Origin of the sequence: Halodurantibacterium flavum (assembly GCF_042681825.1) — a bacterium.
Classification (GTDB): Bacteria; Pseudomonadota; Alphaproteobacteria; order Rhodobacterales; family Rhodobacteraceae; genus Halodurantibacterium; species Halodurantibacterium flavum.
The window spans coordinates 205,100-219,077 of the sequence record NZ_JBHUGH010000003.1 but is presented as its reverse complement, the minus strand read 5'-3'; the positions used below and the strand labels follow the sequence as shown (position 1 = coordinate 219,077).

General features: G+C 66.0%; 14 protein-coding genes. 1 reads left to right on the top strand and 13 read right to left on the bottom strand.

Annotated elements, in window-relative coordinates:
* Positions 1–4: 4 nt before the first annotated feature.
* From ACFSGJ_RS04825 to urtA, 11 genes are all read right to left on the bottom strand, one after another.
* Positions 5–394 (bottom strand): Na+/H+ antiporter subunit G, encoded by a 390-nt coding sequence (locus tag ACFSGJ_RS04825; RefSeq protein ID WP_390259863.1) that lies wholly within the window; start codon positions 392–394, stop codon positions 5–7.
* Positions 395–404: 10 nt separating this feature from the next.
* Positions 405–674 carry a K+/H+ antiporter subunit F gene (locus ACFSGJ_RS04820; RefSeq protein WP_390259862.1) on the bottom strand — a complete coding sequence of 90 codons (270 nt, stop codon included), beginning with the start codon at positions 672–674 and terminating at the stop codon, positions 405–407.
* The gene (locus tag ACFSGJ_RS04815; protein ID WP_390259861.1) at positions 671–1,162 is read right to left on the bottom strand and encodes a Na+/H+ antiporter subunit E; all 492 of its coding nucleotides are present in this window, start codon (positions 1,160–1,162) and stop codon (positions 671–673) included. Before ACFSGJ_RS04815 ends, ACFSGJ_RS04820 begins: the two co-directional genes overlap by 4 nt.
* Positions 1,162–2,811, bottom strand: a complete 1,650-nt coding sequence (locus ACFSGJ_RS04810) for a monovalent cation/H+ antiporter subunit D (protein WP_390259860.1) — start codon at positions 2,809–2,811, stop codon at positions 1,162–1,164. Before ACFSGJ_RS04810 ends, ACFSGJ_RS04815 begins: the two co-directional genes overlap by 1 nt.
* Complete coding sequence (locus tag ACFSGJ_RS04805) at positions 2,808–3,149, bottom strand: Na+/H+ antiporter subunit C (protein WP_390259859.1); 342 nt, start codon at positions 3,147–3,149, stop codon at positions 2,808–2,810. Before ACFSGJ_RS04805 ends, ACFSGJ_RS04810 begins: the two co-directional genes overlap by 4 nt.
* On the bottom strand, positions 3,149–6,004 hold the full coding sequence (locus ACFSGJ_RS04800; protein WP_390259858.1) for a monovalent cation/H+ antiporter subunit A: 2,856 nt from the start codon (positions 6,002–6,004) through the stop codon (positions 3,149–3,151). Before ACFSGJ_RS04800 ends, ACFSGJ_RS04805 begins: the two co-directional genes overlap by 1 nt.
* 231 nt (positions 6,005–6,235) lie before the next feature.
* Entirely contained in the window at positions 6,236–6,940 is a 705-nt protein-coding gene (gene urtE / locus ACFSGJ_RS04795; protein WP_390259857.1) for an urea ABC transporter ATP-binding subunit UrtE, read from the bottom strand.
* 1 nt (position 6,941) lies between these two features.
* Positions 6,942–7,682, bottom strand: coding sequence for an urea ABC transporter ATP-binding protein UrtD (gene urtD / locus ACFSGJ_RS04790; protein WP_390259856.1), 741 nt, complete (start codon positions 7,680–7,682; stop codon positions 6,942–6,944).
* Positions 7,679–8,797, bottom strand: coding sequence for an urea ABC transporter permease subunit UrtC (gene urtC, locus ACFSGJ_RS04785; protein ID WP_390259855.1), 1,119 nt, complete (start codon positions 8,795–8,797; stop codon positions 7,679–7,681). The genes urtD and urtC overlap by 4 nt, the downstream gene beginning before the upstream one ends.
* Positions 8,798–8,820: 23 nt before the next feature.
* Positions 8,821–10,419, bottom strand: coding sequence for an urea ABC transporter permease subunit UrtB (gene urtB / locus ACFSGJ_RS04780; protein WP_390259854.1), 1,599 nt, complete (start codon positions 10,417–10,419; stop codon positions 8,821–8,823).
* Between the two features lie 100 nt (positions 10,420–10,519).
* A complete protein-coding gene (urtA, locus tag ACFSGJ_RS04775) occupies positions 10,520–11,803 on the bottom strand; it encodes an urea ABC transporter substrate-binding protein (protein WP_390259853.1) in 1,284 nt (427 codons plus the stop codon).
* 356 nt (positions 11,804–12,159) lie between these two features.
* Here urtA and parA point away from each other — a divergent pair, with 356 nt between their 5' ends.
* On the top strand, positions 12,160–12,840 hold the full coding sequence (gene parA, locus ACFSGJ_RS04770; protein WP_390259852.1) for a ParA family partition ATPase: 681 nt from the start codon (positions 12,160–12,162) through the stop codon (positions 12,838–12,840).
* A 28-nt stretch (positions 12,841–12,868) separates the two neighbouring features.
* On the opposite strand, the gene ACFSGJ_RS04765 is transcribed toward parA, so the two are convergent.
* Both ACFSGJ_RS04765 and ACFSGJ_RS04760 read right to left on the bottom strand, forming a co-directional pair.
* The gene (locus ACFSGJ_RS04765; RefSeq protein WP_390259851.1) at positions 12,869–13,054 is read right to left on the bottom strand and encodes a hypothetical protein; all 186 of its coding nucleotides are present in this window, start codon (positions 13,052–13,054) and stop codon (positions 12,869–12,871) included.
* Complete coding sequence (locus ACFSGJ_RS04760; RefSeq protein ID WP_390259850.1) at positions 13,041–13,865, bottom strand: hypothetical protein; 825 nt, start codon at positions 13,863–13,865, stop codon at positions 13,041–13,043. Before ACFSGJ_RS04760 ends, ACFSGJ_RS04765 begins: the two co-directional genes overlap by 14 nt.
* Positions 13,866–13,978: the final 113 nt, after the last annotated feature.

Here is a 13,978-nt window from a genome sequence, read left to right as displayed (position 1 = left end):
GGCACTAGCCCTGCGGGCGCTGGGGCGTCTTGTCGGCTTCGGCCGCGTCTTCCTTGCAGGCCCAGCCCTTGGGACCGCCCGTGGGCGGCAGTTCGGCAGGGGTCAGGTTGCGATGCACCCAGGCCTTGGCGATGAAATGGGCGACGATGGGCGCGGTGATGAACAGGAAGATGGTGATCATCAGTTCATGGAACGAAAAGCCGCCGCCGAACACCGCGAAGTAGATCATCGACGCGACCAGTACGCCCCCCACGCCCAGCGTGGTCGCCTTGGTCGGCGCGTGCAGGCGCGTCATCGGGTCGGGCAGCTTTATCAGTCCGAAGGACCCGACAAGGCCAAAGACACCGCTGATGACCAGCAGCACAGAGATGAGGATTTCCGCGATCAGGGTCATTCTGCTCTCCTCACTCGATGATGTCGCCGCGCAGCATGAACTTGCAGTAGGATACCGTGGACACGAACCCGACCATCGCAAAAAGCATCGACGCCTCGAAATAGACCGCCGTCCCCTCGGCCACGCCGTAAAGGATGAGGAGCGCGATGGCGTTGATGACCATGGTGTCGAGCGCCAGAACCCGGTCGCCGATGCCCGACGCGCGCGCCAGATGCCAGAGGTTGAACAGAAGGCCCAGCCCGAAACAGGCAAAGGCGAAGTAAAGGGCGTAGGTGATCACAGGAAAATCTCCTTCAGCCGGCGTTCATAGCGTTGCTTGATCTCGTCGCGCACCGCATCCGGGTCGGGCGCGTCGAGGCAATGGACCAGGATCGCGCGCCCGTCGGCCGAAATGTCGCTTGATACCGTGCCGGGCGTCATGGTGATCGTCCCCGCCAGGATCGTGATCGCCTCGGGCGAGCGCAGTTCGAGCGGGATCGTCACCCAGGCCGGGCGCAGATCGGCGTTGCGCTTGAAAAGGATGGTCTTCGCCACGACGACATTGGCCACGACGATGTCCCACAGAACGATCAGAACATATTCCACGATCATCGGCCAGTTCCGCAGGACGGGCCGGTCGGGCCAGTAAGGGGCGGTGAAAATCGGGATGATGATGCCCAGGATCAGGCCAAATATCAGCCCGCCCAGCGAGACGTGGTTCATGAGCATCAGCCAGACGATGGTCAGCGTCAGCGTCAGAAGGGGATGAGGCACGATCTTGCGAAGCATCAGTCGGCTCCTTCGTGGTCATAGGCGCCGGGGACGGTGCCCGGCTCCTCTCCGTCGGGCAGGGCGGTCTGCGGCCCGTCGGGGGGCAGGGGGCCGGACCCTTCTGGCACGCCGCTTTGCGGGATCGGCATCCCCTCGGCATCAAGGGGCGGCATGACGGCGTCGATATAACCGGCCTTGTCGAAGACCTGCGCGGCCGTCGCGTCCAGATAGGCGGTGGTCGGGCCGGCCAGCACGACCAGCAGGACCATCACCGCCATAAGGCCACCCGTGACGACCAGCGGCAGATGCCCGGTCGGGGCAGGGGGCATCTCACCCTCGACGGCATGGGCCTTCCAGAACAGCGTCGAACCCGCCCGGGCAAAACCCACCACCGCGATGAGCGAGGTGATGAGGATCGCGGCAAAGACGACCGCCATCGCGCCCGTATCGCGCGCCGCATCAAGGATCAGCAGCTTGCCGATAAAGCCCGACAGCGGCGGCAGACCCGCCATCGCGATCGCCGCGCCAAAGAAGAGCGCCGCGATCAGGCCATTCTGCGCAATGGGCGGTGCCGCCACGATGTCGCCCCCCACGGCACCCCGGCGCGCCGTCACCAGATCGGCGATCAGGAACAGGATGGCCGCCGCGAAGGTCGAGTGGATCATGTAGTAAAGCGCGGCCGAGGTGGCCTCGGGCGTGAAAAGGCCGATGGCAAGGAAGAGCGTCCCCATCGAGCCGATCACCGAAAACGAGATCAGCCGCCCCAGATGGCGCGCGCCCAGCACGCCCACCATCCCCAGCGTCACCGTGACGACCGCCGCCGGGATCAGCCAGTCGCCGATCAGCGTGCCGATGGCGGGGACGTCCGGGCCGAAGACCAGCGTGTAGACCCGCAGGATCGCATAGGCGCCTACCTTGGTCATGATCGCGAAGAGCGCTGCAACCGGGGCAGGGGCATAGGTATAGGTGTTCGGCAGCCAGAACTGCACCGGCACCACCGCCGCCTTGACCGCAAAGACCAGAAGCAGCAGGACCGCGCCCACCCGCACAAGGGCCGCGTCCCCCTCGGGGAGGGCGGCGACGCGCTGCGCCATGTCGGCAAGGTTCAGCGTGCCCGTGACCCCGTAAAGCGTCGCAAGCGCAAAGAGGAACAGCGCCGAACCGACGAGGTTGTAGACGACATACTGGACGCCCGCGCGCAGCCGCAGCGTGCCCCCGCCATGGATCATCAGCCCGTAGGATGCAATCAGCAGCACCTCGAAGAACACGAAGAGGTTGAAGGCGTCGCCGGTCAGAAAGGCGCCCACGATCCCCATCAGCTGGAATTGCAGCAGCGCATGGAAATGCTTGCCCCGCGCGTCCCAGCCCGAACCGATGGCGTAAAGCGTCACCGCCACACCCAGCACCGCCGTCATCAGCACCAGAAGCGCCGACAGCCGGTCGAGCACCAGCACGATGCCGAAGGGCGCGGGCCAGTTCCCCATCTCATAGACCTGGATCGTGCCGGTCTGGGCCTGCCCGAATAGAAGCAGCGCAATCACCAGGATCGCGAGGCTGCCGATCATCGAAAAGATCCGCTGCAGCGACAGGTCGTGGCGCATCACCAGCACGATGAGGGGCGCAAGCATCGCCGGCAGGATGACCGGCGCAAGGATCAGGTGGTTCATTTGCGAACCCCCTTCTGGTCGTCATTCATGTCGATTTCGTCCGTGCCGGATTCGAGATAGGCGCCAAGCGCCAGCATCACCACCACGGCGGTCATGCCGAACGCGATCACGATGGCCGTCAGCACCAGCGCCTGCGGCAGCGGGTCCGAATAGGGGCCATCCGCCAGCAGCACGGGCGGCTGGTTGATCGCCAGCCGGCCCGAGGCGAACAGGAACACGTTCACGGCATAGGAGAGCATCGCCGTGCCCAGCACGACCGGAAAGGTCCGGAGCCGCAGGATCAGGTAGATACCGGCAGCCGTGAGCGCGCCGACGGAAAGGGCTACGATCAGTTCCATCAGCGGGCCTCCTCGGTCTCGGGCGATACGGGCGCGGGCGCGCGGGACGGGTCGATATCCATCGGCGTCTCGTTCACCGTCTCCCCGGCGCGGCGGGCCAGCCGCGACAGGCTTGCCAGCGCCAGCATCACCGACCCCACGACCGCAAGGAACACGCCCACGTCAAAGGCCATGGCCGTCGCGAGCTCGAAGTAATCCATCGGCGGGATGCGGAAATAGCCGAAGGCAGAGGTCAGGAACGGCCGGCCGGCCAGCCAGGCGCCCACGCCGGTCGCCGCGGCGATCAGCACGCCCGATGCGATGATCGCATGGTAATCCGCCCGCTGGCGTTCCTGCGCCCAGGCAAAGCCCGATGCCATGTATTGCATCAGAAGCGCGATCGACACGACCAGACCGGCGATAAAGCCGCCGCCGGGTTCGTTATGGCCACGCAGGAAGATATAGACGCCGACCATCACCGCCATGGGCATCATCACCCGCGTCGCCACCACCAGCATCAGCGGATGGCGGTCGCCCGCGCGTTTCTGGTCCGGCACCCAGGACAGCAGGCGCTTTGACGCAGGGCCATGCAGCAGCGCCTCGGTCAGGGCAAAGATCGCCAGTGCCGCGATGCCCAGCACCACGATTTCGCCGAACGTATCGTAGCCGCGGAAATCCACGAGGATCACGTTCACGACGTTCGTGCCGCCCCCGCCCGGATAGGACTGGTCGAGGTGGAACTGCGAGATCGAGTCAAACGCGAGATCGCGCGCCATGATCGCATAGGCCAGTGCGGCGACGCCGAGCCCGCCAAGGCCCGCGACGATCCCGTCGCGCCACTTGCGGGCGGACGAGCTTTCGCGCGGGGTTTCCTTGGGCAGGAAGTTCAGCGCCAGAAGCAGCAGGATGATCGTCACCACCTCGACCGTGAGCTGCGTCAGCGCAAGGTCGGGGGCCGAGAGATAGACGAAGCCGAGCGAGATCACGAGGCCGTTCACGCTGATGATCACCAGCGACAGCAGACGATTGCGGTGGAAGAGCACGACACCCAGCGAGGCCGTGACGACCAGCAGCAGGCCGATCAGCGCCATCGGCGTGACAGGCAGCATCTGATGCGTTCCCGCGCCATGGGTTCCGCCCAGGAAAGACACGGTACCGATGACCACAGCCGCCGCCGAGAAGATCATCAGATAGCGGCTCAGCGCGCCGTCATGCAGCGCGTCGGTCAGCCGGCGCGACATGCCGACTGCCCCATCCATGCCACGGTCAAAGATCGCCTTGGCCTCGGGGCGGCGGGCCGCCAGCCAGCGCGCATCGAGGGGCGCGTGCCGGCGCAGCAACAGCCAGCCCCCCGCCACCGCGATGATCGACATGAAGAGCGCGGGCGTCACGCCATGCCAGATCCGCAGCGAGTAATAGGGCAGTTCCCCCTGAATGACCGCGCCCGATGTGGCCGCGACCAGCGGGCCGACCATCGCCGCCGGAAAGATCCCGATCGCGACGACCAGCACGGCCAGAAAGGCCGGCGCGGCCCAGAGGCCGAAGCCCGGATCGTGCGGATGGCCCGGATAGTCGTGCCGTTTGGGCCCGAGGAAGGTATGTGCGATGAAGCGGAACGAATAGGCCACCGAGAAGAGCGCGCCCAGCGTCGCAAGCGCGCCGACAAGGATGCCGGTATGTGCGGCCTCTTCCAGCATCATCTCTTTCGACAGAAAGCCGTTGAGGAACGGAATGCCCGCCATCGACAGCCCCGCGATGGTCGCGATGGTAAAGGTCACCGGCATCAGGTGGCGCAGGCCGCCCAGACGCTTGATGTCGCGGGTATGCGCCTCATGGTCGACGATGCCGGCGGACATGAAGAGCGCGGCCTTGAACGTCGCGTGGTTGATGATGTGGAACACCGCGACCACCGCCGCTTCGCGCGTGCCGAACCCCAGGAGCATCGTGATCAGCCCCAGATGCGAGACCGTGGAAAACGCGAGCAGCGCCTTGAGGTCGTCCTTGAAGAGCGCGATCACCGCCCCCAGCACCATCGTCACAAGGCCGGTCGTCGCCACGATATAGAACCACGCATCCGTCCCCGACAGCACCGGCCAGAGCCGCGCCATGAGAAAGAGCCCCGCCTTCACCATCGTCGCCGAATGCAGATAGGCCGAAACCGGGGTCGGCGCGGCCATCGCATGCGGAAGCCAGAAGTGGAACGGGAACTGCGCCGATTTGGTGAAGCAGCCCAGAAGGATCAGCAGCAGCGCGGGCAGATACCAGTCCGAGGCCTGGATCACATCGCGGCTTTGCAGGATGACCGTCATGTCATAGCTGCCGGCGATACCGCCGAGCAGAAGCATCCCCCCGATCAGCGCCAGACCGCCGCCGCCGGTGACGGCAAGCGCCATCCGGGCGCCCTGCCGGCCCTCGGGCAGGTGTTTCCAATAGCCGATCAGCAGGAAGGACGACAGCGACGTCAGCTCCCAGAAAATCAGCAAAAGCAGGATGTTGTCGGACAGGACGATCCCCACCATCGCGCCCTGAAAGAGCATGAGATAGGTGTAGAACTGCCCCATCGGGTCGGATTTCGACAGGTAGAACCGGGCATAGAGGATCACCAGAAGCCCGATGCCCAGGATCATGCCGGCAAAGAGCAGCCCCAACCCGTCGAGAAAGAAGTTCGCGTCGAGCCCGAGCCCCGGCATCCAGGAAATCCGGGTGCGGATGACCTCGCCGCGCAGGACGGCGGGGGCCTCGATCAGCAGAAGGATCAGTGCCAGGGCCGTGAAAGAGCCGGTCATCATGGCACAGGCGTTGCGCCCGGCCCGGATCATCAGTCCGGGGATGAGCGCGCCCAGAAACGGCAGCGCCGCAATCAGGACAAGGGACATACCTGTTCGTTCCGTTCGTTGTTTCGCCCGGTGGGAGGTGAACCCGAGAAGTTATGGTCTTAATTCGCGGCCTTGATGGAGGAGGTTTGCAGAGAGTGTCAAGGTAAACCGGCCCCACGGGGGGGCCGAAACGCCGCAACTGCCACCCTTTGTCGCGCCCTGCGCTTTGTCTTGACAGGGGCGTGGACATGCGCCGCGGCCGCCTGACGGCCCGGGACATGGCCGCGCCGGTCAGACGGTCAGCCAGCGGCGCAGTTCGGGTTCGCGCGGGCCGCTCATTTCCGGGCCGGTGCCAGACATCACCACCTCGCCGCGATCCATCACGCAGAACCGGTCGGCCAGGTCGCGGGCAAAGTCGAAATACTGTTCGACCAGCAGGATCGCCATCCCCGCCTCGGACCGGAGCCATGTGATCGCCCGCCCGATATCCTTGATGATCGAGGGCTGGATACCCTCGGTCGGTTCGTCGAGGACCAGCAGGCGGGGGCGCATCACCATTGCCCGCCCGATGGCAAGCTGCTGTTGCTGCCCGCCCGACAGGTCGCCACCACGCCGGTTCATCATCTGCCCCAGCACCGGGAAAAGCTCGAACACCTCATCCGGGATGCGGCGCTGGCCGCGGGGCAGGGCGGCAAAGCCGGTCTCCAGGTTCTCGCGAACGGTGAGCAGGGGAAACACCTCTCGACCCTGCGGGACATAGCCGATCCCCCGCTGCGCGCGCAGCACGGGTGAAAGGCGCGCGATATCCGCCCCCTCCCACCGGATCGCGCCGCCGCTGATCCCATGGCGTCCCACGATCGCGCGCAAGAGCGAGGTCTTGCCCACCCCGTTCCGGCCCAGCACGGTCGTGACCTGCCCCGGCTCGGCGGTGCAACTGACGCCGCGCAGCGCCCGGGCGGCGCCGTATTGCAGGGTGACATCGGTGATTTCCAGCATTTCAGCGCCCCAGATAGACTTCGACGACCTCGGGCATCGCGCTGACATGGGCGAGCGAGCCTTCGGCCAGCACCGACCCCTGATGCAGCACCGTCACCCGGCAATCGAGTTCCCGCACGAATTCCATGTCATGTTCCACCACGATGACCGAACGGTCGCCGGCGATGGATTTCAGCAGCTCGGCCGTCCACATGGTTTCCGCGTCGGTCATCCCGGCGGCCGGCTCATCCACCAGCAGCAATTCCGGGTCCTGCGCCAGCAGCATCCCGATTTCGAGCCATTGCTTCTGTCCGTGGCTCAGATCGGCGGCGGGGCGGTGGCGCGCCTCGGTCAGGCGGATGAGGTCCAGAAGCTCGGCGATCCGGCGGTTTTCCGGCCCCGTGCGGCGATGGAAGAGCGTCGCCCAGACCGAACGCCCGCCCTTGAGCGCAAGGCGCAGGTTGTCCTCGACCGTGTGGGACTCAAACACCGTCGGTTTCTGGAACTTGCGTCCGATGCCCAGCCGGGCCGTGTCGGCCTCATCCATCCGGGTCAGGTCGATGCGCTGGTCCCAGAGGACCTTGCCGCTGTCGGGGCGGGTCTTGCCGGTGATGATGTCCATCATCGTCGTCTTGCCAGCGCCGTTCGGGCCGATGACGGCGCGCAATTCGCCCTTGTCCACGACCATGGACAGGTTGTTGATCGCCTTGAACCCGTCGAATGTGCGGCTGACGCCGTCCAGAAGAAGCTGCGGGCGGCTCATGCGCGGACCTCTTCCGTGGGGCGGCGACGGGGGCGCAGGCGGCCCAGACCGCCCTCGATCGCGCCCAGAACCCCCTTGGGCAGGGCAATGGTGACGAATATGAACAGCGCCCCCAGCGCGAACAGCCAGTATTCGGGCATCCAGCCTGTGAAATAGGTCTTGGCCAGCGCCACAAGGATCGCCCCCAGCGCCGCGCCCACAAGCGTGCCGCGCCCCCCGAGCGCCACCCAGATCACGATCTCGATCGAGTTGGCGGGGCTGAACTCACCCGGGTTGATGATGCCGACCTGCGGCGTGTAAAGCGCGCCCGCGACGCCCGCCATCATGGCCGAGAGGGTGAAGATGAAAAGCTTGTAATGCTCGACCCGATAGCCGAGGAACCGGGTCCTGCTTTCGGCATCGCGGACGCAGACCAGCACCTGTCCCAGCCGGGATGTGGTGATCCAGCGCGCCAGCAACAGCCCACCCGCCAACGCCACCGCCGAGGCGACCATCAGCCCCACCCGCGTCCGGTCCGATTGCAGCGGAAAGCCGAGGATGTCCTTGAAATCGGTCAGCCCGTTATTGCCGCCGAACCCCATCTCGTTGCGGAAGAAGGCGAGCATCAGCGCATAGGTCAGCGCCTGCGTGATGATCGAGAGGTAGACGCCCGTCACCCGGCTGCGGAAGGCGAACCAGCCGAAGACAAAGGCGAGAAAGCCCGGTACCAGCATCGCCATCAGCGCGGCGAACCAGAACATGTCGAAACCCCACCAGAACCAGGGCAGTTCCTGCCAGCCCAGAAAGACCATGAAGTCGGGCAGGTTCGCGTTGGCATAGACCCCGCGCGTGCCGATCTCGCGCATCAGGTGCATCCCCATCGCATAGCCGCCAAGCGCGAAAAACGCGCCATGGCCGAGGGAGAGGATGCCGCAATAGCCCCAGACGAGGTCCAGCGCGACGGCAAGCAGCGCGTAGCAGAGGTACTTGCCCATCAGCGACACCGCATAGGACGGGACGGGCCGGCCCTCGATCCACAGGTTGCCGATGGGCAGGGCCACGGTGATGATGAAAAGGCCGATCAGGAAGATGCCCATCCGGCGGTCGATCAGTCGGGTGGCGATCAGGCGTGTCATGCGGGGGGCTCCGGTTCCGGTTGTCATGCGTCCACCGCCCGGCCACGCACGGCAAAGAGGCCGCGCGGGCGTTTCTGGATGAAAAGGATGATCGCGACGAGGATCAGGATCTTGGCGAGCACGGCCCCCGCATAGGGTTCCAGAAACTTGTTCGCAACGCCCAGGCTGAAGGCGGCGGCCAGCGTGCCCCAGATATTGCCCGCACCGCCGAACACGACGACCATGAAGCTGTCGACGATGTAGTTCTGCCCGAGGTTAGGGCTCACATTGTCGATCTGGCTGAGCGCCACGCCCGCAAGCCCGGCGATCCCTGCGCCAAGGCCGAAGGTCATCGCATCGACCCAGCCGGTGCGGATGCCCATGCTCGCGGCCATCGCCCGGTTCTGCGTCACTGCCCGCATCTGCAAACCGATGGCGGTGCGCCGCATCACGAACAGAAGAATCGCAAAGATCGCGAGCGAGAAGACCAGAATCCAGAGCCGGTTCCAGGTGATCATCAACTGCCCCAACTCAAAGGCGCCGGACATCCAGCTCGGGTTGCCGACCTCGCGGTTGTTCGGGCCGAAGATCGAGCGCACCGCCTGTTGCAGGATCAGGCTGACCCCCCAGGTCGCCAGCAGCGTTTCCAGCGGCCGGCCGTAAAGGTGGCGGACGATCCCGCGTTCTATGGCGACACCCACCAGCCCCGCCACGCCAAAGGCCAGGGGCGCCGCGATCAGCAGCGACCAGTCGAAAAGATGCGGCGCGTTTACCCGGATCGCGTTCTGCACCACAAAGGTCGTGTAGGCGCCAAGCATCACCAGTTCGCCATGGGCCATGTTGATGACCCCCATCACACCAAAGGTGATGGCAAGCCCCACCGCCGCCAGCAGAAGGACGGACCCGAGCGACAGTCCGAACCACACGTTCTGCGCCTGCGACCAGAGCCGCAATGTCCGCTCGGCCGCGGCGACCGCATCGCCCGCGGCCTCGGCCAGTTCGGGTTCGGCCGCAGCGCGATAGGGCGACAGGGCCGAGATCACCACGCGGGGCGCGCGCGCTCGGATCGTCTCGACCGCCTCCAGCCGCTCGGCGAGGGGCGCGTCGCTGCGCAGGATCGTGGCCGCCCGCGCCTGCGTCAACGCTGCACGGATGCGGGCGTCTTCCTCGGCTTCGAGCGCCAGGTCGATCGCCGGCAGCTGTTCGGGATCAGGGGCGCGAAAGGCGGCCTCGGCGGCGCTCAGCCGGCGGGCGGGGTTCGGGTCGCGCAAGGTCAGGACGCCCATCGCCGCCCGCACCGTCCGGCGCAGGCTGTTGTTGACGCGCACCGGCTCGGTCGAGCGGGGTGCGACCTCGACGGCCTCGCCGCTCAGCACATCGACGCCACGCAGGTTCGACCCGCGCCCGGTGACCCGCAGCAGCGCGCCGTCCGAGGGGCGCATATGCAACTCGCCCGCCGCCAGCGCGTCGAGCACCGCCTCGGCGCGCGGATCGCCGGTCGCGGCAAGGGCGCTGACCACGGCGGCCCGGTCGTTGAAGCTACCCTGCGGCAGGCGGGCCAGAAGGTCGTCGAACCCCTGGGCCACTGCGGGAAGGGCGGCAAGCCAGAGGCCGATGGCTGCGATCAGGGCGCGAAGGAACATGCGGGGACTTTCAGGAACGGATACGGCAGGAGGGGAGGGGCGGGCCTTTGGGGGCGCCCACTCTGGAAGGCGGGCCCTTTGCGGGCCCGCCCCGTCTGCGTTACTGAATCTCGCTGCCGCCGCAGCTGCCGGTGGCGACGTTGAAGTTGCCGCAGCTCAGCGGTGCGCGCCAGTCGGCGATCAGGTCGGCGGATTCCGGCAGGTGGTCGGACCATTCGTCCCCCAGCACCAGCCCGGGCGTTTCCCAGACCACGTCGAACTGTCCGTCGGCCTGAATCTCGCCCACGAAGACCGGCTTGGTGATGTGGTGGTTCGCACCCATCGAGCTGAGCCCGCCGGTCAGGTTCGGCACGGCGACGCCCACCATCGCGTCGATCACCGCGTCGGGATCGGTGGTGCCCGCGGCTTCGACCGCCTTCACCCACATGTTGAAGCCGATGTAATGCGCCTCCATCGGGTCGTTCGTGACGCGGTCCTCGGTGCCGATGAACTCATGCCAGGCGGTGATGAATTCCTCGTTCTCGGGTGTGTCGATCGACATGAAGTAGTTCCAGGCCGCAAGATGCCCGACCAGCGGCCCGGTATCGAGCCCGGCCAGTTCCTCTTCGCCGACCGAGAAGGCGACGACGGGGATATCCTCGGCCGAGATGCCCTGGTTGCCCAGTTCGATGTAGAAGGGGACGTTCGCATCGCCGTTGATGGTCGAGACCACGGCGGTCTTCTTGCCGGCCGAGCCGAAGCTGTTGATCTCGGACACGATGGTCTGCCAGTCGGAATGACCGAAGGGCGTGTAGTTGATGATGATGTCCTCATCCGCGACACCGTTCGCCTTGAGATAGGCCTCGAGGATCTGGTTGGTCGTGCGCGGATAGACATAGTCGGTGCCGGCCAGATACCAGCGTTCCACGCCTTCCTCGTTCATCAGGTAATCCACCGCCGGGATGGCCTGCTGGTTCGGGGCGGCGCCGGTGTAAAAGACGTTGCGCTGGCTTTCCTGCCCCTCATACTGGACGGGATAGAAAAGGATCGAGTTCAGTTCCTCGAACACCGGCAGGACGGATTTGCGGCTCACGCTGGTCCAGCAGCCGAAGACGGCGGCGACCTCGTTCACCTCGATCAGTTCGCGGGCCTTTTCGGCGAACATCGGCCAGTCCGAGGCCGGGTCGACCACCACCGCCTCCAGCTGCATCCCCAGGACGCCGCCCTTTGCGTTCTGCTCTTCGATCAGCATGAGCATGACGTCCTTGAGCGTGGTTTCCGAAATCGCCATCGTCCCCGACAGCGAATGCAGGATGCCCACCTTGATCGTCTCGGCATGGGCCGCCGTGGTCGAAAGAAGCGCCGCGAGCGTCGTGGCGCCGATAAGTTTGCGTCCGAATGTCATAGAAGGCTCCAGCCATGGCAGGCGGGAAGGTCGGTGCTGACTGCTGGCGGCTTGTTTCCGCGATAATCCGGCATATGTCCCTCCCCGCGACGGGTTATCGTTGTGGTGCGGCGCGTCGGGTGTGGTAATTCGCGCGCCGCACGTTCATGTCGTTTGTGCGACAGGATCAGCCTGTCCCGGCGCCTGCAGATTCCTCAAGAACGGCCCGATGCGCGGAACCCCGCTGACCGATTTTCCGCGCCTTCGCCCGGAAAATATGCGCAACGCCCGGAAAACGTGCTCGGCAGGATTCGCCTTGGCGAAATGCGGCCGGGGCAGCGCGCCGAAATGAGATGCGCATGGGTCCGGATCATGCCATGCTGCGGCGCAGAAACCTTGCAGAGACGTTACATCCGGGGGGGCAGCACATGGGTCATGTCATCACCGTCGCGCAGCAAAAGGGCGGGTCTGGCAAGACGACGGTCGCCGTGAACCTGGCGGTTGCGCTGATGGGGCGGGGGCACCGGGTCGCCGTGGTCGATACGGACCCGCAGGGCAGCCTTGGCCGCTGGTTCATGGTCCGGCGCGCCGGCGATGCGGACGGGGGGCTCGAATTTTCCACCGCATCCGCCTGGGGTGTGGGGTATGAGTGTGAAAAGCTGCGCCGGCTGGTGGATTTCGTGGTGGTGGACACGCCGCCCAAGGCCGATGCAGACCTGCGCCCCGCGCTGCGCGAGGCCGATCTTGTACTGGTCCCTATCGCAAGCAGCCTTGTTGATCTCTGGGCGACCGAGGGCGTTCTGGACCTTGCGCGACGCGAGCGGCGGCCCGCCGTGGCGGTCCTGAACCGGGCGCGACCGGGCACGCGGCTCGATGCCGAGGTCGCGGCGGCGGTGGAGACGCTGGATGTGGAGCTTTTGCGCGCTTCGCTCGGCAATCGCGTCGTCTTTGCCGAAACCCTGGGGCAGGGCCGTGCCGCCCCAGAGGCGCCCCGCCCGGGGCAGGCGAGGCAAGAGGTCGAGGATCTCGCGACCGAGGTTCTGGCCCGGCTGGGCTGAACGGGGGCTGAACCCCGCCCCGCCCGGTTCAATCCTCGCGGCGCGTCACGATCAACATCCAGAAAGCATAGGTCCCCGCCGCCGCAAAGGCTGCGCCCCACAGCATCGCGCCGTTGCGGAACTCGACCGCCGCCCAGGCGAGCGGCAACAACACCGTGGCCCAGCGGCGCCAGGGCGCGCGGAAGAACGGGTGATGTGGGTCAAGCAGTTTCATCGGAACGTCCTTTGGCCTTGGGCGCCCCCTTTTGGCCCGGACGCCCGATCCCGGCAAGGTATTGCGGCGCGAATTGCGGATCGTGGCGCGCCATGCGCCGCAGGACGGGGCGGTAGCAGTCGTTCAGCGCCGCGATGGTCTCGGGCGCGAGCTCATTCAGAAAGCGCCCGGGCATGATATCGCTGCCGGGCCATTTGTTGCCGATCCAGCGGGGGTTTTGCTGCAACCCCTCGGGGCGTTCAAGCTCCAGCGCGCGCCGTCCCTTTTCGTTCGGGCTCATGCCCATGAAATCCTGCAGCCGCCCCAGCATCGCGTCGAAGTCGCAACAAAGCTGCGCATAGGTGGCGACCAGAACGTTTTCCGGCGGGGCATTGTCCAGAAGCCAGAAGATGGGATCGTAATAGCGCCGTTCCGACCGTTTTTCGATCCGCCGCAGGATCCAGCGGTCAATGCCTTCCTCGGCCACGGCGGCGCGGCGGGCGGCGGTCTCTGCCTCGGTCTCATGCGTATGGGGGTGCGAGAACTGCCAGTGATAGACATTGCAGAGCCGGTCGCGCGGGTCGCGGAAGTTCACGATGAACCGGTAGGCCGAAAGGTCCATGTTGCGGTTGAACCGTCCGGGATCGTTATGCAGCAGGATATGCCCCTCGGGCGGGGGAAAGGTGCGCTCGATCTCTTCGCGCGGGATGCGCTGCAGGACGTCGCGGAAATAATACCGGAAGGTCATCCGCCCCGCGTTGATCCTTTCCACGATCCGCGTGAGCGAGCCTGTCCCGCTGGTGGGGGTCGTGTAAAGAATGATGCTTTTCATCCGGCCTGCCCCCGACCCTGCCCCTGACGATCCGGCCCCTGACGACCTTCCGGCCCCTGACGACCTTGCCGCCCGATGATGCGGGGAGGTGCGGGCAAAGTCCACCGGCTGCG